Here is a 25,609-nt window from a genome sequence, read left to right on the forward strand (position 1 = left end):
TACCCTCGAAGATTGGTGAGAAGCTCATTTTTCGCGCTGAGTGGGGAACGACCACTCAACGTATAGTCTGTCCATGCTTCCCGACAATCGAGAGGGCAGGAGATCCCGCCCCTGTTGTTCTAATTAGTTAAGAGCCTTGTCATTTGGAGATTTGAACAGCGCTTTCATGTCGTCAGACAGTTCAAAATTCATGTTCAGGTTTTTTGGTGGAATTGGGTTCTTGAACCACTTGTCGAACCATTTTTCCGCTTCGCCGGAGGTCTGAACCTGAGCGATGGTGTCATCGATCAGCTTTTTGAACTGCGGATCGTCTTTACGCAGCATACAGCCGTAGGCTTCTTTGGACTGCGCAGTACCGACGATATCCCAGTTGTCTGGTTTCTTCGCCTTCGCACGTTCGCCCGCCAGCAGGGCGTCATCCATCATAAACGCGACGGCACGGCCGCTTTCCAGGGTACGGAAAGAGTCGCCATGGTCTTTCGCGCTGATGATGCGCATGTCCATTTTCTTCTCGTCGTTCAGCTTGTGCAGCAGGACTTCAGAAGTGGTACCGGAGGTCACAACGACCGCTTTGCCTTTCAGGTCAGCAAAATCTTTGATCGCTCCGCCTTTTTTGGTCAGCAGACGGGTACCCACGACAAAGATGGTGTCAGAGAAGGCCGCCTGCTTCTGGCGTTCGAGGTTGTTGGTGGTAGAGCCACACTCGAAGTCAAAGGTGCCGTTTTGCAGCAGTGGAATACGGTTCTGTGAAGTGATTGGGATCAGCTTCACCTGCAGGTCAGGTTTGTTCAGCTTTTTCTTCACAGCTTCAACGATGGCGTTGGAGTAATCCTGTGAATAGCCCACGACTTTTTGCGTGTTGTCGTAGTAAGAGAACGGGACGGAAGATTCACGGTGGCCGACCACGATGACGCCGTTTTTGGCAATCTTGTCGAGAGTGCTGCCTGCTGCCGGAGCGTCTTCAGCGTGAACCACGCCTGCGGACATTCCCATAACCAGCATTGCTGTGGCCAGTTTACGTAATTGCATACCCAACTCCTTTCTTATCAGCGCCAGTGACGCATTGATACCCATTGTGATGTTGTTATATCTCGCGCGATGCGAGTGCAGTGTTATGCAAGCTTGTTAACATTTAGTCTGGCTTAATGTAAAGATTTTGCTGCGTTATTGTTTATTTTTGCGAAGCGCGCCGCACGATTCAGAGGCAATAATCTCCCGTTGCACCGTTTCGGTGCTACCGATGATCTACGCTGGTGCGACAAGGTTACACGTTAAGCCAAACTGCGTTTGCGTGAATAAATAAAGCAATAGGCGTGCCAGATTTGGCGTCGGAAGGGAGTTGTCGGGTGACGGCTACGCCTTACCCGACCTACGGGAGTAAAAATGTAGGCCGGGTAAGCGTCAGCGCCACCCGGCAACAGAAGGTAAGACTAGCGACGACGCTGACGCAGGCTCATCAGCACGGCGCCAAAGCCGAACAGCGCGGTCAAAATCCACAGCGGCCAGTTGCCGGTGCGGGCGTACGGCGTAAGTCCCGTGGTTGGTGTGACGTTAGTGGTCAGCACCTCACGGGTAAACTGCGGGATCATGGCCTGGATTTCACCCTGCGGACCAATCACGGCTGTGATGCCGTTGTTGGTGCTGCGCAGCAGCGGACGCGCCAGCTCCAGGGAACGCATGCGCGCCATCTGGAAGTGCTGCCACGGGCCGATAGATTTACCAAACCAGGCATCGTTGGAGATGGTCAGCAGATAGTCGGTATCCGGACGGAAGTTATCCCGCACCTGCTCGCCGAGGATGATTTCGTAGCAGATGGCCGCCGTAAGAGCCAGACCGTGCGCATGCAGCTGGGGCTGAACGTACGGGCCGCGGCTGAAGGAGGACATCGGCAGGTCAAAGAACGGTGCCAGCGGGCGCAAAATCGACTCCAGCGGGACAAATTCACCAAACGGCACCAGGTGGTTCTTGTTGTACCGGTCAGTAGAGTGGTAGCTGTACTCGCTATCTTTCCCAAGCGTAATGATAGTGTTGTAGGTGTCGTAGCGGTTCTGCTGATTCAGCCGCGCATCGACAATGCCGGTAATCAGCGTGCTGCCGCGCGCTACCAGCAGGTCGTTCATCATGTTCAGGAATGGCTGCTGGTTGATTTCCAGATCGGGAATGGCAGACTCTGGCCAGATAATCAGCTGCGATTTACCCATCACCTCTTCGGTGGCGTTGGCGTAGATCTTCAGCGTGTTCAGCAGCTCTTTTTCGTCCCACTTCATGGACTGCGGGATATTCCCCTGCACCATGGAAACCTGCATGGTGCGCTCAGGCTCAGGCGTGAACCACTGGATATAGCGCAGCGGGAAGGGCAGGGCGAACAGCACCAGCGCCACAGCCAGCGGTTTCCAGCAGCGCTGGACCAGCGCCAGGACCAGCAGGCCGCTCACCACCATCAGCAGGAAGTTAATGGCTTCAACGCCCATTACCGGCGCGAGACCTTTCAGCGGGCCGTCAATTTGGCTGTAGCCGAACTGTAGCCACGGGAAACCGGTCAGCACCCAGCCACGCAGGAACTCGGTAATCTGCCAGACCACCGGCGCGGCAATGGCGACGCGCAGCCAGGTGGTTTTAGGCCACAGGCGAGAAAGGATACCGGCGAACAGACCGGTGTACAGTGAGAGATAAGCAGCGAGCAGTACGACCAGGAAGACGTTAACCGGGCCCGGCATCCCGCCAAATTGGGCGATACTGACGTAGACCCAGTTAATGCCGGAACCAAACAGCCCCAGCCCCCAGAAGTAGCCAATGGCGGCGGCCTGTACCGGACGACGGTTCAGGGTCAGGCCCTGAAGCCCCATCAGGGAGAGAATGGCCGCGGGCCAGATATCGTAAGGAGAAAAAGCCAGCGTACCGCTGGCTCCGAGCAACAGCGCCAGCAGCAAACGGACGCGCTGGCGTTCAAGCAATGGGGCAAATGCCATTTACATTAATCTTCCAGTTTTGGCACCGGTGAATCGTCCGGCGTTCTGACGTGAACCTGTATAATACGTCGGCTGTCGGCCATTGCTACTTTGAACTGGTAACCGTCGATGTCAACGGTCTCACCGCGCGCCGGAAGATGGCCAAAGGCCTGCATCACCAGTCCACCAATGGTATCGACCTCTTCATCGCTGAAGTGGGTACCGAAGGCGTCGTTAAAGTCTTCAATCGAGGCCAGCGCGCGCACGGTCCAGGTGTGGCGGCTGAGCTGACGGAAGTCGATATCCTCTTCTTCGTCGTACTCGTCTTCGATTTCACCCACGATCAGCTCAAGAATATCCTCGATCGTGACAAGACCTGAGACGCCGCCGAATTCATCAATAACAATCGCCATGTGGTAACGCTGAGAGCGAAACTCTTTCAGCATCCGATCCACACGTTTACTTTCCGGCACAACCACGGCCTGGCGTAACACTTTTTCCATGCTGAAGGCTTCGGCATCGCTGCGCATAAACGGCAGCAGATCTTTCGCCATCAAAATCCCTTCGATGTGATCTTTATCTTCGCTGATGACCGGGAAACGCGAGTGGGCGGATTCGATGATCACATCGAGGCACTCGTCCAGGGTCTGGTTACGTTTCAGGGTGATCATCTGCGAGCGGGGGATCATGATGTCGCGGACGCGCTGGTCAGCGATGTCCATAACCCCTTCGAGCATTTCGCGCGTATCTTCGTCGATAAGGTCGTTCTGCCCGGAATCACGAATCAGCTCCAGCAGTTCATCACGGTTTTTCGGCTCGCCGTGGAAAAGCTGGTTCAGAATGAGGGAGAAAAATCCCTTTTTACTGGTTGTCGTGTCGCTACTGTGTGAATTGTCGTCGCTCATGGCGTTTGTTAAGGGTTCTCTTATTAGTTCAACGTTAACCACCGCGCTATGTCCCTGCGCGGTGGCATGGTAGTCAGTAACTGACTATTCTTTCTCGGCAATGTACGGATCCTCATAGCCCAGAGCAAGCATTATCTCTGTCTCAAGGGACTCCATCTCTTCCGCTTCGTCATCTTCAATATGATCGTAGCCCAACAGGTGCAGGCTGCCGTGTACCACCATATGCGCCCAGTGGGCTTCCAGCGGTTTCTGCTGCTCTTTGGCTTCCTGTTCCACTACCTGACGGCAGATGATCAAATCACCAAGCAGTGGCATCTCGATGCCCGGCGGCGCTTCGAACGGGAAAGAGAGCACGTTGGTCGGCTTATCTTTCCCGCGATAGGTCAGGTTAAGCTCGTGGCTTTCCGCTTCATCCACCAGGCGAATCGTGACTTCTGATTCTTCCTGAAACTGAGGAATAACGGCATCCAGCCATTTCTGAAACTGTGCCTCTTCTGGCATGCCGGAATTGTCTTCACAGGCCAGCTGTAAATCGAGGATCACCTGACTCATTTCTGTTCTTGCTCCTGCGCTTCGCGCTTACGTTCCGCGGCCTGTTCGGCCCTGCGTTTTTGATCTGCCTCTTCCCAGGCTTCATAGGCGTTAACGATGCGCGCGACCACCGGGTGGCGTACCACGTCTTCACTGTGGAAGAAGTTAAAGCTGATTTCGTCTACCTCTGACAGCACCTCAATGGCGTGGCGCAGGCCGGACTTGGTGCTGCGAGGCAGGTCGATCTGGGTGACGTCACCGGTAATGACCGCTTTCGAGTTAAAACCAATACGCGTCAGGAACATCTTCATCTGTTCGATGGTGGTGTTCTGGCTCTCATCGAGAATGATGAACGCATCGTTCAGCGTACGACCGCGCATGTAGGCGAGCGGAGCCACTTCGATAACGTTACGCTCAATCAGCTTCTCAACCTTCTCAAAGCCGAGCATTTCGAACAGCGCGTCGTACAGCGGGCGCAGGTACGGGTCGACCTTCTGGCTCAGATCGCCAGGCAGGAAGCCCAGTTTTTCACCCGCTTCGACGGCAGGGCGGGTCAGCAGAATGCGGCGAATTTCCTGACGTTCCAGCGCATCGACCGCCGCGGCAACCGCCAGATAGGTTTTACCCGTACCCGCCGGACCTACGCCGAAGGTAATGTCGTGGTCGAGGATATTGGCGATGTACTGCGCCTGGTTTGGCGTGCGCGGCTTGATGACGCCACGCTTGGTCTTAATGTTGATCGCCTTGCCGTAGTCCGGCACGCTTTCCGCGCTTTGCTCAAGCACTCGCGCCTCTTTAATGGCGAGGTGAATTTGTTCCGGTTCGATGTCCTGAATCTCGCCGCGCATTGGGGCGGTATCGACATACAGGCTGCGCAGAATATCCGCAGCCGCGTTGACGCAGATAGGGCGTCCGGTGAGTTTGAAATGGTTATCGCGACGATTGATTTCGATACCCAGACGTCGTTCCAGTTGTTTGATGTTGTCATCAAACGGCCCGCACAGGCTCAGCAGGCGAGCGTTGTCTGCGGGCTCAAGGCTAATTTCACGCGTATCTATGTTCAAACTGTTCCTCTTTGATTGGTTAACTGACCCGCTGCCACACGGCGCAATAAAACGGTCATTACCGAAATTATTCACGCCACAGAATAAAGGCGCAAGCGTTGCGGAAGATATTGGGGGCGATGAGAGGAAATACAAGGCCTGCCAAAGCGGCAGGCCTGAAGGATTAAGGCTGGTAAATCCCAACGCCAGAATCGTTTTCTTTGCGGGTACGCGAGATCACGGATTCCGGTGACTCTGCGATACGCAGGCCCATTTCGTCCTCGGTGCGTACCACCTTCGCGCGCAGCGAGTTGGTCAGCACCTCGACAATCTCGACGTCCACGAATTTACCGATCATATCCGGGGTGCCTTCAAAGTTCACCACGCGGTTGTTTTCGGTACGACCGGACAGCTCCATAATGCTCTTGCGGGAGGTGCCTTCCACCAGAATGCGCTGGACGGTGCCGAGCATACGGCGGCTCCAGGCGTTGGCCTGCTGATTGATGCGCTCCTGCAGAATATACAGACGCTGCTTTTTCTCTTCTTCCGGCACATCGTCAACCATGTCGGCCGCGGGTGTTCCAGGACGCGCTGAGAAGATGAAGCTGTAGCTGACGTCAAAGTTCACTTCACCAATGAGCTTCATGGTGCGCTCGAAGTCATCAGCGGTTTCACCAGGGAAGCCAACGATGAAGTCGGAGCTGATCTGGATATCCGGACGCGCTTCACGCAGCTTGCGGATGGTGGATTTGTACTCCAGCACCGTATGCGGGCGGCCCATCAGGTTCAGAACGCGGTCAGAGCCGCACTGAATCGGCAGGTGCAGGAAGCTCACCAGCTCAGGCGTATCGCGATACACGTCAATGATGTCGTCGGTAAACTCCATCGGATGGCTGGTGGTAAAGCGGATTCGGTCGATACCGTCAATCGCGGCCACCAGGCGCAGCAGTTCGGCAAAGCTGCCAGTGGTGCCGTCGTAGTTTTCCCCACGCCAGGCGTTAACGTTCTGGCCCAGCAGGTTCACTTCACGGACGCCCTGCGCGGCAAGCTGCGCGATTTCAAACAGAATGTCATCTGCCGGGCGGCTGACCTCTTCACCACGGGTGTAAGGCACCACGCAGTAGGTACAGTACTTGTTGCAGCCTTCCATGATGGAGACAAAAGCGGTCGGGCCATCGGCGCGCGGCTCTGGCAGGCGGTCGAATTTTTCGATCTCCGGGAAGCTGACGTCAACAACCGGGCTGCGGTTACCGCGAACCTGATTGATCATCTCAGGCAGGCGGTGCAGGGTCTGAGGGCCAAAGACGATATCCACATACGGGGCTCTCTGGCGGATCAGCTTACCTTCCTGCGACGCGACGCAGCCACCCACGCCGATGATCAGGTCCGGATTTTTCCGTTTCAGAAGCTTCCAGCGGCCTAACACATGAAAGACTTTTTCCTGTGCTTTTTCACGAATTGAACAGGTGTTCAGCAGCAGCACATCGGCTTCTTTCGCATTTTCAGTCAGCTGGTATCCGTGGGTGGTATCCAGCAGATCGGCCATCTTGGATGAATCGTATTCGTTCATCTGACAGCCCCAGGTTTTTATATGGAGTTTTTTAGTCATCGACTTGCTCAGCTCAGGATTGCAAGCCGCGTATTGTAATGCTTTGGTGGGGTTGTGACCAGTGTGACGGTTATGTGTCTCATGACCGCAAAAATCCGGTAAACTTAAGGGATTCTCCAAGAAGGAAAAATGACCATGACACTCCAACACACCGAAGTTGCCGTTGTCGGCGGCGGTATGGTCGGCGGCGCGCTGGCGCTGGGGCTGGCGCAGCAGGGATTTGAGGTAACGGTAATTGAGCAGTCGGCACCGCCGGCATTCGATCCCGCCAGCAAACCGGACGTGCGCATTTCCGCCATCAGCGCGGCGTCCGTCGATCTGCTGCGCGGCCTGGGCGTCTGGGAGGCGGTGCTGGCGATGCGTGCGCATCCTTACAGCCGCCTTGAAACCTGGGAGTGGGAAAATGCTCACGTGTCGTTTGACGCCGCTGAGCTGAAGTTGCCGCGCCTGGGCTATATGGTGGAAAACAACGTGCTCCAGCTGGCGCTCTGGCAGGCGCTGGAGGCACATCCGAAGGTGACGCTGCGTATGCCTGCGTCACTTAAGGCACTGCATCCTCACGAGAGTGGCTATCTACTGATCCTCGACAGCGGCGATGAGCTGGCAGTGAAGCTGGTCGTCGGGGCCGATGGCGCTAACTCGCAGGTCAGGGAGATGGCGGGCATCGGCGTTCATGCCTGGCAGTACCAGCAGTCCTGTATGCTGATTACCGTTCAGTGCGAGAATGCGCCGGGTGAAAGCACCTGGCAGCACTTTACTCCGAACGGTCCGCACGCGTTTTTACCGCTGTATGATAACTGGGCGTCGCTGGTCTGGTACGACAAGCCGGCGCGCATTCGCCAGCTGCAGGGGCTGTCGATGGAGCAGCTGCAGCGCGAGATCTTGCTTCACTTCCCGAGCCGTTTGGGCAACGTGACGCCGGTCGCCGCAGGGGCATTTCCGCTCACGCGGCGCCACGCGTTACAGTATGCCCGTGAAGGGCTGGCGCTGGTGGGCGATGCGGCACACACCATTCACCCGCTGGCGGGGCAGGGAGTCAACCTTGGATACCGTGACGTCGACGCCTTGCTGGATGTTTTAAGCAATGCGCGCGGTCATGCGGAGGCATGGGCCAGCCATCAGGTACTCAAGCGCTACCAGACGCGCCGTATGGCGGATAACTTCATCATGCAGTCGGGGATGGATCTGTTCTATGCCGGGTTCAGCAATGACGTAGCTCCGGTGCGCATTCTGCGTAACATCGGATTGATGGCAGCAGAGCGTGCCGGTGGTCTGAAGCGTCAGGCGCTGAAATACGCCTTAGGACTCTAATCATTATTCCCTCTCCCAGTGGGAGAGGGCCAGGGGTGAGCAGCTGTGTTTAAAGTCAACGGCTGACGGCTAAGCTGCCACCCATTTTTTATTGTCCCGCACCATTGCATTCAGGATTGTCACCAGCTTCCTGACGCAGGCCGTCATTGCCACTTTAAACGCTTTTCCCTTTCCTCTCAGTCTCTCAAAAAACGCCTGTATGGTCGGGTTATAACGCACCGCTGACATCGCAGCCATATACAACGCTGCCCGCACTGCACTCCGTCCTCCCCAGATACAGCGTTTTCCTTTCATTTTTCCGCTGTCATGCGCATACGGACACACCCCGACCAGGGCACTGATTTTACGTCTGCTAAGCTGCCCCAGCTCAGGCAGCATCGACAGCAGAACCGCCAGTGTTGTCCGCCCGATACCTTTCACTTCCTCCAGAAGCTTTACCTTCTCCTGCCATAGCGGCATCACTTTTATCTGCCGGTCTATGTCGTCATCCGTGTCCTTTATCTCCGCGTTCAGCCAGTCGATATGCCGTTTGATACCCGTCCGGATGAGTTCGTCGGTGCAGGAGCCGTAGCGGTTCTGCTCCATGGTTCTGTTGTCCACCAGCTGACGACGACGGGATACCATCATGGCCAGACGCTGCGTCTGCTCGTCTGGTGCGGGGCGTACATCCGGCGTCATCCTGCGACCAAACTCGCAGATAATACGGGCATCATTCGGGTCGGTCTTGAAGAGTGTTCCCAGCGCCCGGGCGAAATGTCTGACCTGAGCGGGGTTCACCACGGCGACGGGAAGGCCGGCAAGCTCAAGCGTGGCAGCCAGAAGGTTATGGTAACGGCCGGTGGCCTCCATCACGATGCGAACAACGGTGCGGGATGCGAGTGCATCGAGGAGTTGCTGGTGCCCGTGTGGGGTGTTCTCCAGATGGAGAAACAGTCCGTCAGGACTGATGAAGACGTCAAAAGTGTCTTTGGCAATATCGATGCCGACGGTGGTATGTTCAGTCATGTTCATGTCTCCCGGCCTTGTAATATACGGGCTGGCACAGGCCGCCCGGGCAGCTGTTCGGGTTAACAGGAAAACTGATGCCACGCCATGAGCTCACCCGCGGGCTTGAAAACCCAGAGGGCTAACGGGCTGTGGCATCAGGTGAAACTCAGTGACAGTTTACCCGTCTGTAGACGGGTAACTGAAGTGACTTTAAACATACAAGGGCATCAGGCCGCACAATTCTGAGCAACAAAAACAAAAAAGCCCGCAGAGCGGGCTTATTTGTTTTAAGTGGCTGGGGTGCAGGGATTCGAACCCCGGAATGCTGGTATCAGAAACCAGAGCCTTACCGCTTGGCGACACCCCAATTGCGTTAAACATACGGCTTAACGACTTTTTAAATTGGCTGGGGTACGAGGATTCGAACCTCGGAATGCCGGAATCAGAATCCGGTGCCTTACCGCTTGGCGATACCCCAACAATTTTTTATTACCGAAACAAATCGATAATCTTAATTTGGTGGCTACGACGGGATTCGAACCTGTGACCCCATCATTATGAGTGATGTGCTCTAACCAACTGAGCTACGTAGCCAGTACTGCAGTCTTCGATGGCTGGGGTACCTGGATTCGAACCAGGGAATGCCGGTATCAAAAACCGGTGCCTTACCGCTTGGCGATACCCCAATACCGCGGAGAACCGCAAAATCGAAGAAATATGGCTGGGGTACCTGGATTCGAACCAGGGAATGCCGGTATCAAAAACCGGTGCCTTACCGCTTGGCGATACCCCATCCGTGCAACGCTTACCCGGGAATGGTGCGGGAGGCGAGACTTGAACTCGCACACCTTGCGGCGCCAGAACCTAAATCTGGTGCGTCTACCAATTTCGCCACTCCCGCAAAAAGATGGTGGCTACGACGGGATTCGAACCTGTGACCCCATCATTATGAGTGATGTGCTCTAACCAACTGAGCTACGTAGCCATCTTTTTTTCGCGTTACCTTATCGGCGTTGCGGGGCGCATTATGCGTATAGACCCTTGCAGCGTCAACACCTTTTTCAACGAAAATAGCCGGAATGTGACTGTTTGGTTAGGTTGCGAACAGCGTGGCCGAATATTCGGCAATTATTGGTTATTAATCGGTTTTCGGTGGTGAAATGTGAGGCAAAAAAAACAGGCCCCTGAGGGCCTGTTTGAAATCGTTGTGATTATTTATAGGCGGACTGGTGAACGCCAACCGCGCGTCCTGATGGATCGTTCATCGCCTTGAAAGATTCATCCCATTCAATGGCTTTTGCGGATGAACAGGCCACGGACGGACCGCCAGGAACACATTCGGCAGCGCTCGGAACCGGGAACAGCTCTTCAAAGATCTCACGGTACAGGTACGCCTCTTTCGAGCCCGGCGTGTTGTACGGGAAGCGGAAGCTTGCGGTTTCCAGCTGTTGGTCAGAAACCTGTTTCGCCGCCACCTCTTTCAGGGTGTCGATCCAGCTGTAGCCAACGCCATCAGAGAACTGCTCTTTCTGACGCCAGGCCACGCTCGCCGGCAGGTAGGATTCAAAGCATTCACGCAGAATATGTTTTTCCATCTTGCCGTTGCCGCACATCTTGTCCTCTGGGTTGATGCGCATCGCCACGTCGAGGAATTTTTTATCCAGGAACGGCACGCGCGCTTCCACACCCCAGGCCGACATCGCTTTGTTGGCTCGCGCACAGTCGAACATGTGCAGCGCCTGCAGCTTACGCACGGTCTCTTCATGCAGCTCTTTGGCGTTTGGCGCTTTGTGGAAGTACAGATAGCCGCCAAACACTTCATCAGAACCTTCACCGGAGAGCACCATCTTGATGCCCATCGCTTTGATCTTACGCGACATCAGGTACATCGGCGTGGAGGCGCGAATGGTGGTCACGTCATAGGTCTCAATGTGATAGATCACATCGCGGATTGCATCCAGACCTTCCTGCACGGTGAAGTGAATTTCATGGTGCACGGTGCCGAGATGGTTTGCCACTTCCTGCGCGGCTTTCAGGTCAGGTGCCCCTTCCAGACCCACGGCGAAGGAGTGCAACTGCGGCCACCAGGCTTCGGAGCGCTCCTGATCTTCCACGCGACGAGCAGCGAATTTCTTGGTAATCGCGGAGATCACGGAGGAGTCCAGACCGCCGGAAAGCAGTACGCCGTAAGGCACGTCTGACATCAGGTGGCTTTTCACGGAATCTTCCAGCGCCTGACGCAGCTCGGCTTTATCCGTCACGTTGTCTTTAACCGCGTCATAATCGAACCAGTCGCGCTGATAGTACGGACGGATTTCACCGTCTTTACTCCAAAGATAGCTGCCAGCCGGGAACTCTTTAATAGTGCGGCAAACCGGAACCAGGGCTTTCATTTCGGACGCGACATAGAAGTTGCCGTGTTCATCGTGGCCCATGTACAGCGGGATAATACCGATGTGGTCGCGGCCAATCAGCCAGGCGTCTTTTTCGCTGTCGTACAGGGCGAAGGCAAACATGCCCTGCAGATCGTCGAGAAACTCGGGACCTTTCTCCTGATACAGCGCCAGGATCACTTCACAGTCAGACCCTGTCTGGAACGCGTAGCGGTCGCCGTACTCGGCGCGCAGCGCCTGATGGTTATAGATTTCACCGTTGACAGCCAGCGCGTGCGTTTTTTTCTCGTTATACAGCGGCTGTGCACCGGCGTTGACGTCAACAATAGACAGACGTTCGTGAGCCAGAATCGCTTTATCGCTGGCGTATACGCCTGACCAGTCCGGTCCGCGATGGCGCATCAGGCGGGACAGTTCGAGTGCCTTTTTACGCAGTTCGCCCGCGTCAGTTTTAATATCCAGTACGCCAAAAATTGAACACATAACTTTCTCCGTTAACCCTGTTGCATTGTGATGTTGCTTGCTTATGAAAATGCCGCAAAGGGGGGAGGGGCGCAAGGGTTTTACGGGTTAAAACGGAAATAGTGCAATAGTGATTGTGGAATAGTGAAAAAAGAGTACGTCACTCATCCTTTTATTGATGATTATGCAATAAAACATGCTTTTTGTTAGATGGGGTTTTGTTTGTATGGGCTGAAAATGAAAAACCACGCCCTGAGGCGTGGTTCAGTATCAGATAATGTCGATTTCGTCGACGGAGGGGTAAATCCAGCTTGGCCTGAACGGCATTGAGTCAATGTCATCAATCTGCGAGACGCCGGAAAGCACTAAGATAGTTTCCAGACCCGCCTGGAAACCGGCCAGGATATCGGTGCGCAGGTTGTCGCCGACGATGACCGTTTCTTCAGAGTGGGCCTGCATTTTGTTCAGCGCGGCACGAATGATCCACGGGCTCGGTTTTCCGACCACAAACGGCTGACGACCGGAGATTTTTTCGATACCGGCACACAGCGCGCCGCAGGCAGGATAAAAACCACGCCCGTGCGTGTCCGGGTTGGTGGCGATAAAGCGCGCGCCGCTGGCGACAAAGTAGGCAGCTTTATGCATCATCTCCCAGTTAAAGGAGCGTGTTTCGCCGACAATCACAAAGTCCGGGTTCACATCGGTAATGGTAAAGCCTGCTTTATACAGTTCGTGGATCAGCGCGCCTTCACCCACTACGTAAGCTTTTTTCCCTTCCTGACGCTTCAGAAAATCCGCCGTGGCCATTGCCGAGGTATAAAACACGCTGTCCGGCACGTCGACGCCTGCGGTGGCAAAACGGTTCGCCAGATCCTGACCGGTTTGGGAAGGGTAGTTCGTGAGCAGAACCAGTGGCATTCCTTTGTCGATGATGCGGTGCAGAAACTCCGCAGCACCCGGCACGGCAACGTTGTCGTGCATCAGCACGCCGTCGATATCACAAATTACATTCTTAATGGTCATGGACATTCCGACATCAAAAAAAGAAGGCGTTACTATAAGGTCCGATCAGGATTCCAGCAAATGCTGGAGCAGGATCCCGTTGAGCATGGCGCGCTTGACCAGCGCAAATGCGCCAATCGCCGAGCGATGGTCAAGCTTCGAACGAACCACCGGAAGATTCTGGCGGAATGCTTTCAGCGCCTGGGTGTTAATACAGCCTTCGATGGCGGGCAGCAGCACCTTTTCCGCTTCAACAATCTCTCCGGCGATCACCACTTTTTGTGGGTTAAACAGGTTAATGGCGATAGCGATGGTTTTCCCCAGATGGCGACCTACCTGCTCGATCACCTCACAGGCCAGGGCGTCGCCTTTATTGGCGGCTTTGCAGATGGTGCCTATCTTGCAATCGTCCAGTGAGACGCGGCTTTGATAACCCTGCTCAAGCAGGTGGCGAACGCGCTGCTCGATGGCCGTGTTGGCGGCGATGGTTTCAAGGCAGCCGAAGTTGCCGCAGTGGCAGCGTTCGCCGAGCGGCTCAACCTGAATGTGGCCGATCTCGCCAACGTTACCATTGCGACCAATAAATATACGGCCATTGGAGATAATGCCAGCGCCCGTACCGCGGTGTACGCGCACCAGAATAGAGTCTTCGCAGTCCTGACTCGCACCAAAGTAGTGCTCAGCCAGCGCTAAAGATCGAATATCGTGGCCGACAAAGCAGGTCACCTTAAAGCGTTTCTCCAGCGCGTCGACCAGCGCCCAGTTCTCAACCTGAATATGCGGCATGTAACGGATCACACCGCTTTCCGGGTCGACGAGGCCCGGCAAAATGACGGAGATGGCGATGAGTTCGCGGATCTTGCGCTGACAGCTTTCAATAAAGTGCGCGATGGTATTCAGCAGCGCGTGTTCCAGCGTCTCCTGGGTGCGTTCGGGCAGCGGGTAGTGCTCTTCGGCAATGGCTTTGCTGCTCAGATCGTAGAGCGTGAGCGTGGTGTCATGACGACCAAGCCGGACGCCAATGGCCTGAAAGTTGCGGGTTTCGGTAATAATGGAGATGGCGCGGCGGCCCCCGGTGGAGGCCTGCTGATCGACTTCTTTGATCAAACCGCGCTCAATGAGCTGGCGGGTGATTTTTGTCACGCTGGCGGGAGCAAGCTGGCTTTGTTCGGCTATCTGAATCCGCGAGATTGGACCATGTTGGTCAATCAGGCGATAAACCGCCGCACTGTTAAGTTGTTTAACGAGATCGACATTACCGATTTGAGCTTGTCCGCCTGGTGTCATACTTTTACTTACTCAGTGACGACCTCGTTACCATTAACGATGGTCTTAATAATTTTATAATCGTGTGTGAATGCCGTCAGGTTTGCAACCATACCTGGTGCAATTCCGCCAAGCTGTTTATCCACGCCGATGGCGCGAGCCGGATAAAGAGTGGCCATACGCAGGACTTCATCAAGCGCAATCCCGCAATGCTCAACCAGATTACGCACCCCTTCAATCATGGTCAAAGAGGAGCCACTCAGCGTACCGTTTTCATCCACACACAGTCCGTTGCGGTAGTATATTGTTTTACCGGCAAAAATGAACTGCTCAATATTTGCACCTGCTGGCGCAGTGGCATCGGTGACCAGGCAGAGCTTGTCACCTTTCAGCCGCTTGGCATTGCGAATGTTGGTGTAATCAACGTGCATACCATCAGCGATAATGCCGCAGTAGACGTCCGGTTCGTCGAGAATCGCTCCGACCAGACCCGGTTCACGGCCGGTAATATACGGCATGGCGTTGTAAAGGTGCGTGGCAAAGGTAATACCCGCACGGAAGCCCGCTTTGGCTTCTTTCAGCGTGGCGTTTGAGTGGCCTGCGGAAACCACAATCCCGGCGGCAGCCAGTTTGCTGATGACCTCAGTGCCGGTCATTTCAGGCGCCAGCGTCACTTTAGCGATTACATCAGCGTTGGCACACATGTAGTCGACCAGTTCAGCATCAGGCTTGCGCACGTAATCCGGATTATGCGTGCCTTTCTTCACTATATTCAGCCATGGTCCTTCCAGGTGCAGACCCAGCGCCTGATTCGGATGTTTCGCCAGGTATTCGCGCATCACGCGGATACCCTGTTTCATCAGGTCATCACTGCTGGTGATGAGCGTCGGCAGATAGCTGGTGCAGCCTGATTTCTCGTTAGCTTTCTGCATGATTTCCAGCGTTTCAACCGTCACCGCCTCGGCGGTGTCGTTGAATTGCACGCCGCCGCAGCCGTTCAGCTGTACGTCGATGAAACCGGGGGAGATTACTGCTCCATTGAGTGAGCGCTGTTCAATCTCCGGCGGCAGCTCTGCCAGCGGACAAACACGTTCAATCAGGCCATTGGCGATAACAATCGCATGGTCATCCAGAATTTCATGGCCGGTATAAATCCGACCGTGGGTTAAAGCGTACATAACGACCCCCGGTTAAAAAAAGCGGCCGCCTCTTGTGGAAGAGGCGGTTATTCAATTACAGACCTTTGATGTTCTCTGCTTCTAACTCGTTGAAGTATTTCAGCGTTTTCACTTTCAGCTCCATCGTTGACGGTTCGTCGCAGACGATGACTGATTTAGGATGCAGCTGTAGGCAGCTGATGGTCCACATGTGGTTAACGTTGCCTTCAACGGCAGCCTGGAGCGCCTGCGCTTTCACGCCGCCCAGCACCAGAATCATCACCTCTTCAGCATCCAGCAGGGTGCCTACGCCAACGGTCAGGGCGTATTTTGGAACCTGGTTCACGTCACCGTCAAAGAAGCGGGAGTTTGCCACGCGGGTGTCATGGGTCAGCGTTTTAATGCGGGTACGGGAAGCCAGAGAAGAGGCTGGTTCGTTGAACGCGATATGCCCATCGTTGCCCACGCCACCCATAAACAGGTGGATTTTACCGTAAGAACGGATTTTTTCTTCGTACTGACGGCATTCTGCGTCAATATCAGGCGCATTTCCATTCAGCAGGTTAATATTTTCAGCTGGGATATCAACGTGATCAAAGAAATTGCGGTGCATGAAGCTATGGTAGCTTTCAGGATGTTCTTTTGGCAGGCCAACATATTCGTCCATGTTGAAGGTCACAACATGTTTAAAGCTAACCTGGCCCGCTTTGTGCATTTCAACCAGCGCTTTGTACGCGGTCAGTGGAGTACCACCGGTTGGAAGGCCAAGAACGAACGGACGATCGGCAGTAGGCTTGAAGGCATTAATACGGTTAACGATATGGCGAGCGGCCCATTTACCGACTTGTTCAGCAGTTGCCAGGGGAATCAGTCTCATTGTTCACCTCAAGAGTTAAAGTAGAAGAGTGGGCGGATGGTAATCGGAACCTGATGCTTAAGCGTAACCTGGAACCTTTCAGGCCGGATCAATCCGTCTTGATTTTTTGAATGATAAAATAAGTTTTGGCTGTTAGCCAGTGAAAGGGAGGAGGGATTACGATATTTGGTGACAAAAATCACAAAAAATGGGTGTTTAATTTGCGATACGAATTAATTTTTCACACACTCACAATGCCAGTGAATCATCAACTGTATTAATCGTTGTCGACACAATAAAAACATAGTTACTGCACGAGCCCGATAACGGGCCTCGTAGGGGGAATAGGATGAATATTTTAGGTTTTTTCCAGCGCCTCGGTAGGGCTTTGCAGCTCCCTATCGCCGTGCTACCGGTTGCAGCATTACTGTTGCGATTCGGGCAACCCGATCTTCTTAATGTGCCGTTCATTGCTCAGGCAGGCGGCGCTATTTTTGATAACCTGGCGCTGATATTCGCCATCGGCGTCGCGTCCAGTTGGTCAAAAGACAGTGCAGGGGCTGCGGCTCTGGCAGGCGCAGTCGGTTATTTCATCCTGACGAAAGCGATGGTAACCATTAACCCTGAAATCAATATGGGCGTGCTGGCGGGTATCATTACCGGTCTGGTTGGCGGCGCCGTGTATAACCGCTGGGCAAATATTAAGCTTCCTGATTTCCTGAGTTTCTTCGGTGGAAAACGTTTCGTTCCGATCGCGACGGGCTTCTTCTGTCTGGTTCTGGCAGCGATTTTTGGCTACGTTTGGCCGCCGGTGCAGCATGCCATTCATGCGGGCGGCGAGTGGATCGTTTCTGCGGGTGCGATGGGCGCAGGTATCTTCGGTTTCATTAACCGTCTGCTGATCCCTACAGGCCTGCATCAGGTGCTGAATACCATCGCATGGTTCCAGATTGGTGAGTTTACCAATGCGGCGGGCACAGTTTTCCACGGCGACATCAACCGCTTCTACGCGGGTGACGGCACCGCGGGCATGTTTATGTCCGGTTTCTTCCCAATTATGATGTTTGGTCTGCCTGGTGCTGCGCTTGCTATGTACCTGGCCGCGCCAAAAGCGCGTCGTCCGATGGTTGGCGGCATGCTGCTGTCTGTTGCGATTACCGCTTTCCTGACCGGTGTTACCGAGCCACTGGAATTCCTGTTCATGTTCCTGGCTCCGCTGCTGTACCTCATGCACGCAATCCTGACCGGTATCAGCCTGTTCGTTGCCACCCTTCTGGGTATCCATGCGGGCTTCTCCTTCTCCGCAGGCGCCATTGACTACGTGTTGATGTACAACCTGCCGGCGGCAAGCAGCAACGTCTGGATGCTGGTGGTGATGGGCCTGATCTTCTTCGTTATCTACTTCGTTCTGTTCAGCGCGGTGATTCGTATGTTTAACCTGAAAACGCCGGGCCGCGAAGATACGAAAGAAGATGTTGTTACCAGTGAAGCAAACAGCAATACCGAAGAAGGTTTAACCCAGCTGGCGACCAGCTACATTGCCGCAGTCGGCGGTACCGACAACCTGAAAGCGATTGACGCCTGTATTACTCGTCTGCGTCTGACCGTGGGTGATTCCGCGCGCGTGAGCGATGCGATGTGTAAACGCCTGGGCGCGTCTGGTGTGGTGAAACTGAATAAGCAAACCATCCAGGTTATCGTGGGTGCGAAAGCTGAATCTATCGGCGATGAAATGAAAAAAGTGGTTGCCCGTGGGCCGGTTGCTGCCGCCTCAACGGATAGCGCTCCAGTAGCTGAAGCGCCGGTTGCAAAACCGCAGGCCGTGCCAAATGCGGTGACTATCGCTGCGCTGGTGTCCCCGGTCACCGGTGACGTGGTTGCGCTTGAGCAGGTGCCTGACGAAGCGTTCGCCAGCAAAGCGGTTGGTGACGGCGTGGCGGTGAAACCAACGGACAAAACCGTTGTGTCTCCGGCGGCCGGTACCATCGTGAAAATCTTCAACACCAACCACGCGTTCTGCCTCGAAACCGAAAAAGGCGCGGAGATCGTTGTCCATATGGGTATCGATACCGTTGCGCTGAACGGTCAGGGCTTTACTCGCCTGGTAGAAGAGGGCGCTGAAGTGGTGGCGGGTCAGCCGATTCTGGAAATGGATCTGGACTTCCTGAACGCCAACGCGCGCTCCATGATTAGCCCGGTCGTTTGCAGCAACATTGATGACTTCAGCGGCCTGGTCATTCAGGCGAAAGGTCAGGTTGTTGCAGGCCAAACACCGCTGTATGAGATTAAAGGCAAGTAATCGCTCCTGAGTAGAGTCATGCCTTAAGCGGCGGGGGATATCCTCCGCCGCTTTTTTTTGCAGCAAATGCCCCCATTATTTTCATCTGATACGTATTTTCCGTAACTAAGGGTTGTCACTACGTCCGGCTTATAAGATCATACGCCGTTATACGTTGTTTACGCTTTGAGGAATCCACGATGAGTGAGGCAGAAGCCCGCCCGAGTAACTTTATTCGTCAGATCATCGATGAAGATCTGGCCAGTGGTAAGCACACCACGGTACATACGCGTTTTCCGCCGGAGCCGAACGGCTACCTGCACATTGGTCACGCGAAATCGATCTGCCTGAACTTTGGCATTGCGCAAGATTACCAGGGGCAGTGCAACCTGCGTTTCGATGACACCAACCCAGTAAAAGAAGACATCGAATACGTTGAGTCCATTAAAAACGACGTGCAATGGCTGGGTTTCAACTGGTCTGGCGATATCTGCTACTCCTCTGACTATTTTGATCAGCTGTATGCCTACGCGGTGGAGCTGATCAATAAAGGTCTGGCATACGTCGACGAACTGTCTGCTGACGAAATCCGCGAGTATCGCGGTACGCTGACTGCGCCAGGTAAAAACAGCCCGTTCCGCGATCGCAGCGTGGAAGAGAACCTGGCGCTGTTTGAAAAAATGCGTGCCGGTGGTTTCGAAGAAGGCAAAGCGTGCCTGCGCGCCAAAATCGACATGGCGTCTCCGTTCATCGTGATGCGCGACCCGGTGCTGTACCGCATTAAATTTGCGGAACACCACCAGACCGGCAACAAGTGGTGCATCTACCCGATGTACGACTTCACCCACTGCATTAGCGATGCGCTGGAAGGCATTACGCACTCCCTGTGTACGCTGGAGTTCCAGGACAACCGTCGTCTGTACGACTGGGTGCTGGATAACATCACCATTCCTGTGCATCCGCGTCAGTACGAGTTCTCTCGTCTGAATCTGGAATACACCGTGATGTCCAAGCGTAAGCTGAACCTGCTGGTAACAGACAAGCACGTTGAGGGTTGGGACGATCCGCGTATGCCAACCATCTCTGGTCTGCGCCGTCGTGGTTACACTGCCGCCTCTATTCGTGAGTTCTGCAAACGTATTGGCGTGACCAAGCAGGACAACACCATCGAAATGGCGTCTCTGGAATCCTGCATTCGTGAAGATCTCAACGAAAACGCCCCGCGCGCGATGGCCGTTATCGATCCGGTGAAGCTGGTTATCGAAAACTACCCGCAGGGTGGAAGCGAGCTGGTCTCCATGCCTAACCATCCGAACAAACCGGAAATGGGAAGCCGCGACGTGCCGTTCAGCGGTGAAATCTGGATCGATCGTGCTGACTTCCGTGAAGAAGCCAATAAGCAGTACAAACGTCTGGTGCTGGGTAAAGAAGTGCGTCTGCGTAATGCCTACGTCATCAAAGCCGAGCGCGTAGAGAAAGATGCAGAAGGCAACATCACCACCATCTTCTGTTCGTACGATGCAGAGACGCTGAGCAAAGATCCGGCAGATGGCCGCAAGGTGAAAGGCGTGATTCACTGGGTGAGCGCTTCCCACGCGCTGCCGGTAGAAATTCGTCTGTACGATCGTCTGTTTAGCGTGCCTAACCCGGGTGCAGCTGAAGACTTCCTGGCGACTATCAACCCGGAATCTTTGGTGATCAAACAGGGTTACGCGGAGCCGTCGCTGAAAGCGGCTGAAGCGGGCAAAGCATTCCAGTTTGAACGTGAAGGTTACTTCTGCCTGGACAGCCGTTACAGCACGGCAGAAAAGCCGGTATTTAACCGTACCGTAGGTTTGCGTGATACCTGGACGAAGATCGGCGAATAATAACGCTGCACTGGTCAATGAGAAACAAACGCCGCTTATAGCGGCGTTTTTTTATTTAATGATCATATCGTTAAAGTAGACCCGTAATTAGGCCAACTAAAATTTTTGGTCAACGTGGTGCTACTTATTTTTCTAAAAAAAGTTTGTCTTTCTGATAAAAAAGTGAATAAAGACAAATACGTGTTTTTTTACGATCTAATACGTTGAAATTACCTGCTTTAGCCCCGCCACACCTCGCATCCGGCTAAATGTTACAAAGCACTACCAATTATGTGCACTTCGTCATAATCCTGACTTTTGCCCACTGAAAAGCATTGATAATTCGCGTCGCGAAAAATAACCTAAAGACGGTAGTTAATTCGAGGGTATTTATAACTACCCCTGACCATTTGGTCTTTTATATTTTCGCCGTTTAAGGCGTTTTAATTCGTCAAAGAGGAATAATCTATGCGTACGTTCAGTGGCAAACGTAGTGCGCTGGCGCTGGCTATTGCCGGTGTGACAGCAATGTCGGGCCTGGTGGTGACACCAGAGGCGAAAGCAGCAGGTTTCATCGAAGATTCTACCCTCACTGGCGGTATTTATTACTGGCAGCGTGAACGTGACCGTAAAGATGTCACAGAAGATAAATACAAAACCAACCTCTCTCACTCCACCTGGAACGCCAACCTGGACTTCCAGTCAGGCTATGCCGCTGATATGTTCGGTCTGGATATTGCCGCATTTACCGCAATCGAAATGGCGGAAAACGGCGACAGCGGCCACCCGAACGAAATTGCCTTCTCCTCCAGCAATAAAGCCTATGACGAAGACTGGTCCGGAGATAAAAGCGGTATCAGCCTTTATAAGGCTGCAGCGAAATTTAAATACGGCCCGGTCTGGGCGCGCGGGGGGTATATTCAGCCAACCGGCCAGACGCTGTTAGCGCCGCACTGGAGCTTTATGCCTGGTACCTATCAGGGTGCAGAAGCCGGGGCTAACTTTGACTACGGTGACGCAGGTGCGTTGAGCTTCTCCTATATGTGGACCAACGAGTACAAAGCACCGTGGCACATCGAAATGGATAAGTTCTACCAGAACGATAAGAAAACCAAAGTCGATTACCTCCACTCGCTGGGCGCGAAGTACGACTTTAAAAACGATCTGGTTCTGGAAGCCGCATTTGGTCAGGCGGAAGGCTATATCGATCAGTATTTTGCTAAAGCCAGCTACAAATTTGATATCGCCGGTAGCCCGCTGAGCACCAGCTACCAGTTCTACGGTACGCGCGATAAGGTCAGCGATGGCAGCGTAAATGACATTTATAACGGCACCGCGTGGCTTCAGGCGCTGACCTTCGGCTACAAAGTCGGTCAGGTTGATTTGCGTCTGGAAGGGACATGGGTGAAGGCGGAAGGGCAGCAGGGCTACTTCCTGCAGCGTATGACCCCGACCTATGCATCATCCAACGGTCGTCTGGATATCTGGTGGGATAACCGCTCCGACTTCAACGCCGACGGCGAGAAAGCGGTCTTCTTCGGCGCCATGTATGACCTGAAAAACTGGAACCTGCCTGGCTGGGCGGTGGGGGCTTCTTACGCATACGCCTGGGACGCAAAACCAGCAGACATGGCGACGCCGGATGCCTACTACGATCCAAACTATCGCCTGAAAGAGTCCTCCTACAGCCTGGATGCTATCTATACCCTGCAGGATGGCCGCGCGAAAGGCACGATGTTCAAGCTGCACTTCACCCAGTATGACAACCACTCCGATATTCCAAGCTATGCGGGCGGTTACGGCAACATCTTCCAGGATGAACGTGACGTCAAATTCATGGTTATCGCCCCATTCACCATCTTCTGATGAGCACACCGGCGGGCTGAATCCCGCCGGTCTGGAGACTTCACATGATGAAAAAAATCGTAATCGTCGCGTTGCTGGCATCAGGGCTGGTGGCGTGCGTTCAGACTCAGGCGCCGAAAGAGGATTCCCGTCTGAAGGAGGCGTATAGCGCCTGTATTAATACTGCGGAAGCCTCGCCGGAGAAAATCGAAGCCTGTCAGAGCGTGCTGAATGTGTTGAAGAAAGAGAAAGCGCATGAGCAGTTCGCGACGCAGGAGAACGTTCGGGTGATGGATTATCAGGCCTGTATTCAGGCGCGTAAAACCGGTAACGATCAGGAAGTGGCGAAGCGTTGCGATAAGATCTGGAACGAGATACGCAATAACAATAAATAAGTTGCTTTACGCCCGGTGGCACTTTGCTTACCGGGCTTTTTTGACGCAAAAAAAAGCCAACCTTGCGGCTGGCTCAGAGTATGAACGCTAACTTATTTTGTGTCGTGAGCGTGTTCATTCTCGCGGCAATCCCCTTCAGCGCAGTGACCGTAAAGGTACAGGCTGTGGTTGGTCAGGCGAATGCCGTGACGAGCTGCGATTTCACGCTGACGCGCTTCGATGGAATCATCGCTAAATTCAATGACCTTGCCGCAATCGAGGCAGATCAGGTGATCGTGGTGATGCTGCTGGGTCAGTTCGAATACAGATTTACCGCCTTCGAAATTATGACGGGTAACAATGCCCGCGTCATCAAACTGGTTCAGCACGCGATAAACGGTGGCCAGCCCAATCTCTTCACCCATGTCGATAAGACGTTTATAAAGGTCTTCCGCACTGACATGGTGATTGTCTGGACCCTGAAGCACTTCGAGGATTTTTAATCGAGGAAGCGTTACTTTCAGGCCAGCCTTCTTTAATGCGGTATTGTTGTCAGTCATGCGGAATCTGTCCTGTTGCTAAACGATTCACTTCTGAAGGAAGTGACAGAAAATGCACCTGGGTTAATGCGTCTCATTATAGAACTGCCATGCCTAAATGAAAACTGCAAGTCTCAGGCAAAGTATGCTTATAAAAACGTGGTATCACCAACAAACTTGCTCAATGGAAACCACATTTTGCCAGGGAGACATTGTACAGGTCTGGGCGAAAAAGTTAAAAGTTTGTAGCAATTAATTTAATCGGTTTTACCTGGAAAACGGGCGCAACCTGCGTTGCGCCGTAGAAAAAATCAGGCGTTGAGAATATCGTCCAGGTGGAGTTCTTCACGGATCTGCTTAACCCACTTCTCTACACGCTCTGCCGTAAGCTCAGGCTGACGGTCTTCGTCAATGGCCAGACCCACAAAATGATCGTCATCGGCCAGGCCTTTAGAGGCTTCGAAGTGGTAACCGGCAGTCGGCCAGTGACCAACAATAACCGCGCCATTCGGCTCAATGATGTCGCGAATCGTCCCCAGCGCGTCACAGAAGTACTCGGCATAGTCTTCCTGATCGCCACAGCCAAACAGTGCGACCAGCTTCCCGTTGAAGTCCACCTCTTCCAGCGTCGGGAAGAAATCGTCCCAGTCGCACTGGGCTTCACCGTAGTACCAGGTTGGAATACCCAGCAGCAGAATGTCATAGCCCTCGAGATCTTCTTTGCTGCTCTTGGCGATGTCATGCACATCAGCAACGTCTTTACCGAGCTGTTTCTGAATGTTTTTTGCGATATTTTCGGTATTGCCGGTATCACTGCCGAAGAAAATGCCGATGATTGCCATGAGTAAAATAACCTCTTGAAACTTAATGGTATGGTGGCGCAATTCGGCCACGGATAAGGGCAATAATAGCAGAACTGGCAACCCTGCGGAAACCGCTATCGCGCAGGACTGCACTCTGTGCTACATGAAAAGGGCGATAAAGGGGTTTTTCAGACTTATGCCTGGCTGCGAAGCGTCTCAAGCTGAGCGATGAGCATCTCTTCAATAAGCTCGCTGCGGCTGATATTACGCGCCTCGGCCAGCTCGTTAAGCGCATCGACAGCGTCAGCGTTGAGCTTCAGTTCGACACGCTTAAGCCCACGATTTTTATCGCGTTTAAGCTGATTGCGTTTATTGATACGCAGCTGTTCATCGCGCGAAAGCGGATTCGTTTTCGGTCGTCCCGGTCGACGCTCATTCGCGAACAGATCTAGTGTCGTACGGTCCGTTTGTTCTTTGGCCATGATTCTGAGACTTCGGGGGAAACACGCCGCCCTGCTAAAGCCCGGGCGATAAGCGCGCCATCATACATCACCAAAAACGGCACGCCAACGACTGGAAGCCTGTCATCTTCCAGTCGCTCTCTTTTTAATCAATTTGCAGTATCAGCGAGATAGCGGCGGATAGCGCGCAGTACAGCGTCAGGTTTTTCGGCGTGAACCCAGTGCCCGGCCCCGGCAATCACGTGGGCGCGCGCCTGCGGGAACTGTGCCAGCAGCGTGTCGCGGTAAGCGTCGGTAATATAAGGAGAGTGGCCGCCGCGAATAAAGAGAGCAGGGTGCGGCCAGGTGGGGACGGTTTCCCAGCCCACGATGTTGTTGTACTGGTCCCACAGCACCGGCACGTTAAAACGCCATTGCCCGTCAACAAATGACTTCAAAAGGAACTGCACCACGCCTTCTTCATCAAGATGTTCACGCATAACCGTTGCCGCCTGCTGACGTGTGGAAACGCCAGCTGCCGTTACAGCATTAATTGCTGCGAAAATCTCATCATGACGTCGAACGTCGTAGTCCACAGGGGCAACATCAATGACCACAAGCCCGGAAATGCGTTCTGGCGCCAGCGCGGTGAGCGCCATAACCGCTTTACCGCCCATTGAATGCCCGATGAAGGTCACCTTCTGCAGATTGTGCGCATCAAGCGTATCCAGCAGATCCTGCGCCATTGCCGCATAGGTCATTTCGTCTGAGCGGCCGGAAAGCCCGTGATTGCGCATATCAACCTGTAGAATATCGTGATCGGTGACCAAATCGCGGGCCAGCACGCCCAGGTTATCCAGGCTGCCAAAAAGTCCATGAACCAGCACGATGGGGGAATTATTGTTCGGCGATTGTGCAGTTTGCGCTCGGGTATTCAATTTCATGGCAAAGTTCTTTTTTTACGTATGTCAGGTTAGGGTATCATGTTGACCATTCTGCCGCCCGGCTGCAAG

Annotated in this window: 21 protein-coding genes and 7 tRNA genes; 5 read left to right on the forward strand and 23 right to left on the reverse strand. The window is 53.8% G+C overall.

All coding sequences use genetic code 11. The features are described 5' to 3' along the window. Window positions 1-123 precede the first annotated feature (123 nt). From V1603_RS09485 to miaB, 6 genes are all read right to left on the reverse strand, one after another. Window positions 124-1,029 carry an amino acid ABC transporter substrate-binding protein gene (locus tag V1603_RS09485; RefSeq protein WP_014831086.1) on the reverse strand — a complete coding sequence of 302 codons (906 nt, stop codon included), beginning with the start codon at window positions 1,027-1,029 and terminating at the stop codon, window positions 124-126. A 401-nt stretch (window positions 1,030-1,430) separates the two neighbouring features. After that, window positions 1,431-2,969, reverse strand: a complete 1,539-nt coding sequence (gene lnt / locus V1603_RS09490) for an apolipoprotein N-acyltransferase (protein ID WP_116341177.1) — start codon at window positions 2,967-2,969, stop codon at window positions 1,431-1,433. A 5-nt stretch (window positions 2,970-2,974) separates the two neighbouring features. Beyond that, window positions 2,975-3,853 carry a CNNM family magnesium/cobalt transport protein CorC gene (corC, locus tag V1603_RS09495; protein ID WP_021242574.1) on the reverse strand — a complete coding sequence of 293 codons (879 nt, stop codon included), beginning with the start codon at window positions 3,851-3,853 and terminating at the stop codon, window positions 2,975-2,977. A gap of 84 nt (window positions 3,854-3,937) precedes the next feature. Beyond that, entirely contained in the window at window positions 3,938-4,405 is a 468-nt protein-coding gene (ybeY, locus tag V1603_RS09500) for an rRNA maturation RNase YbeY (RefSeq protein ID WP_003858677.1), read from the reverse strand. Then, window positions 4,402-5,448 (reverse strand): PhoH family protein, encoded by a 1,047-nt coding sequence (locus V1603_RS09505; protein WP_028012349.1) that lies wholly within the window; start codon window positions 5,446-5,448, stop codon window positions 4,402-4,404. Before V1603_RS09505 ends, ybeY begins: the two co-directional genes overlap by 4 nt. Before the next feature lie 163 nt (window positions 5,449-5,611). After that, a complete protein-coding gene (miaB, locus tag V1603_RS09510; protein ID WP_028012350.1) occupies window positions 5,612-7,036 on the reverse strand; it encodes a tRNA (N6-isopentenyl adenosine(37)-C2)-methylthiotransferase MiaB in 1,425 nt (474 codons plus the stop codon). A 135-nt stretch (window positions 7,037-7,171) separates the two neighbouring features. Here miaB and ubiF point away from each other — a divergent pair, with 135 nt between their 5' ends. Continuing rightward, complete coding sequence (gene ubiF / locus V1603_RS09515; RefSeq protein WP_395313835.1) at window positions 7,172-8,347, forward strand: 3-demethoxyubiquinol 3-hydroxylase; 1,176 nt, start codon at window positions 7,172-7,174, stop codon at window positions 8,345-8,347. A 69-nt stretch (window positions 8,348-8,416) separates the two neighbouring features. Here the strand turns inward: ubiF and V1603_RS09520 are convergent, their stop codons facing one another. From V1603_RS09520 to nagB, 13 genes are all read right to left on the reverse strand, one after another. Next, window positions 8,417-9,352 carry an IS110 family transposase gene (locus V1603_RS09520; RefSeq protein WP_395313161.1) on the reverse strand — a complete coding sequence of 312 codons (936 nt, stop codon included), beginning with the start codon at window positions 9,350-9,352 and terminating at the stop codon, window positions 8,417-8,419. A 274-nt stretch (window positions 9,353-9,626) separates the two neighbouring features. Next, a tRNA-Gln gene (locus V1603_RS09525) sits at window positions 9,627-9,701 on the reverse strand. Window positions 9,702-9,737: 36 nt separating this feature from the next. Next, window positions 9,738-9,812 (reverse strand) — tRNA-Gln (locus V1603_RS09530). Window positions 9,813-9,851: 39 nt separating this feature from the next. Continuing rightward, window positions 9,852-9,928: transfer RNA gene (locus tag V1603_RS09535), tRNA-Met, on the reverse strand. Window positions 9,929-9,945: 17 nt separating this feature from the next. Next, window positions 9,946-10,020 (reverse strand) — tRNA-Gln (locus V1603_RS09540). Between the two features lie 32 nt (window positions 10,021-10,052). Continuing rightward, window positions 10,053-10,127: transfer RNA gene (locus tag V1603_RS09545), tRNA-Gln, on the reverse strand. Between the two features lie 23 nt (window positions 10,128-10,150). After that, window positions 10,151-10,235 (reverse strand) — tRNA-Leu (locus tag V1603_RS09550). Window positions 10,236-10,242: 7 nt separating this feature from the next. Further along, window positions 10,243-10,319: transfer RNA gene (locus V1603_RS09555), tRNA-Met, on the reverse strand. A 226-nt stretch (window positions 10,320-10,545) separates the two neighbouring features. Then, the gene (gene asnB / locus V1603_RS09560; RefSeq protein ID WP_163330463.1) at window positions 10,546-12,210 is read right to left on the reverse strand and encodes an asparagine synthase B; all 1,665 of its coding nucleotides are present in this window, start codon (window positions 12,208-12,210) and stop codon (window positions 10,546-10,548) included. Between the two features lie 249 nt (window positions 12,211-12,459). Beyond that, window positions 12,460-13,212: a ribonucleotide monophosphatase NagD gene (nagD, locus tag V1603_RS09565; protein ID WP_116343890.1), complete on the reverse strand. Its 753-nt coding sequence runs from the start codon at window positions 13,210-13,212 to the stop codon at window positions 12,460-12,462. Between the two features lie 45 nt (window positions 13,213-13,257). Next, window positions 13,258-14,478: an N-acetylglucosamine repressor gene (locus tag V1603_RS09570; protein WP_116343891.1), complete on the reverse strand. Its 1,221-nt coding sequence runs from the start codon at window positions 14,476-14,478 to the stop codon at window positions 13,258-13,260. Window positions 14,479-14,486: 8 nt separating this feature from the next. Then, a complete protein-coding gene (gene nagA / locus V1603_RS09575; protein WP_028012355.1) occupies window positions 14,487-15,635 on the reverse strand; it encodes an N-acetylglucosamine-6-phosphate deacetylase in 1,149 nt (382 codons plus the stop codon). A gap of 55 nt (window positions 15,636-15,690) precedes the next feature. Further along, window positions 15,691-16,491 carry a glucosamine-6-phosphate deaminase gene (gene nagB, locus V1603_RS09580; RefSeq protein WP_028012356.1) on the reverse strand — a complete coding sequence of 267 codons (801 nt, stop codon included), beginning with the start codon at window positions 16,489-16,491 and terminating at the stop codon, window positions 15,691-15,693. Between the two features lie 328 nt (window positions 16,492-16,819). Here nagB and nagE point away from each other — a divergent pair, with 328 nt between their 5' ends. From nagE to chiQ, 4 genes are all read left to right on the forward strand, one after another. Further along, a complete protein-coding gene (nagE, locus tag V1603_RS09585) occupies window positions 16,820-18,769 on the forward strand; it encodes a PTS N-acetyl glucosamine transporter subunit IIABC (RefSeq protein ID WP_116343893.1) in 1,950 nt (649 codons plus the stop codon). 179 nt (window positions 18,770-18,948) lie between these two features. After that, window positions 18,949-20,616 carry a glutamine--tRNA ligase gene (glnS, locus tag V1603_RS09590; RefSeq protein WP_041910779.1) on the forward strand — a complete coding sequence of 556 codons (1,668 nt, stop codon included), beginning with the start codon at window positions 18,949-18,951 and terminating at the stop codon, window positions 20,614-20,616. A 447-nt stretch (window positions 20,617-21,063) separates the two neighbouring features. Beyond that, a complete protein-coding gene (chiP, locus tag V1603_RS09595; RefSeq protein ID WP_028012359.1) occupies window positions 21,064-22,461 on the forward strand; it encodes a chitoporin in 1,398 nt (465 codons plus the stop codon). Between the two features lie 47 nt (window positions 22,462-22,508). After that, entirely contained in the window at window positions 22,509-22,835 is a 327-nt protein-coding gene (gene chiQ, locus V1603_RS09600; protein ID WP_233002469.1) for a ChiQ/YbfN family lipoprotein, read from the forward strand. A 92-nt stretch (window positions 22,836-22,927) separates the two neighbouring features. Here the strand turns inward: chiQ and fur are convergent, their stop codons facing one another. From fur to ybfF, 4 genes are all read right to left on the reverse strand, one after another. Next, entirely contained in the window at window positions 22,928-23,374 is a 447-nt protein-coding gene (gene fur / locus V1603_RS09605) for a ferric iron uptake transcriptional regulator (RefSeq protein WP_028012361.1), read from the reverse strand. Window positions 23,375-23,664: 290 nt separating this feature from the next. Beyond that, window positions 23,665-24,195: a flavodoxin FldA gene (fldA, locus tag V1603_RS09610; protein ID WP_008501067.1), complete on the reverse strand. Its 531-nt coding sequence runs from the start codon at window positions 24,193-24,195 to the stop codon at window positions 23,665-23,667. A 155-nt stretch (window positions 24,196-24,350) separates the two neighbouring features. Continuing rightward, window positions 24,351-24,638: a LexA regulated protein gene (gene ybfE / locus V1603_RS09615; protein WP_014883017.1), complete on the reverse strand. Its 288-nt coding sequence runs from the start codon at window positions 24,636-24,638 to the stop codon at window positions 24,351-24,353. Between the two features lie 128 nt (window positions 24,639-24,766). Continuing rightward, window positions 24,767-25,540, reverse strand: a complete 774-nt coding sequence (ybfF, locus tag V1603_RS09620; protein WP_395313836.1) for an esterase — start codon at window positions 25,538-25,540, stop codon at window positions 24,767-24,769. Window positions 25,541-25,609 lie beyond the last annotated feature (69 nt).

Origin of the sequence: Enterobacter sp. ECC-219 (assembly GCF_043966805.1) — a bacterium.
In the GTDB taxonomy this organism is placed as follows: Bacteria; Pseudomonadota; Gammaproteobacteria; order Enterobacterales; family Enterobacteriaceae; genus Enterobacter; species Enterobacter cloacae_N.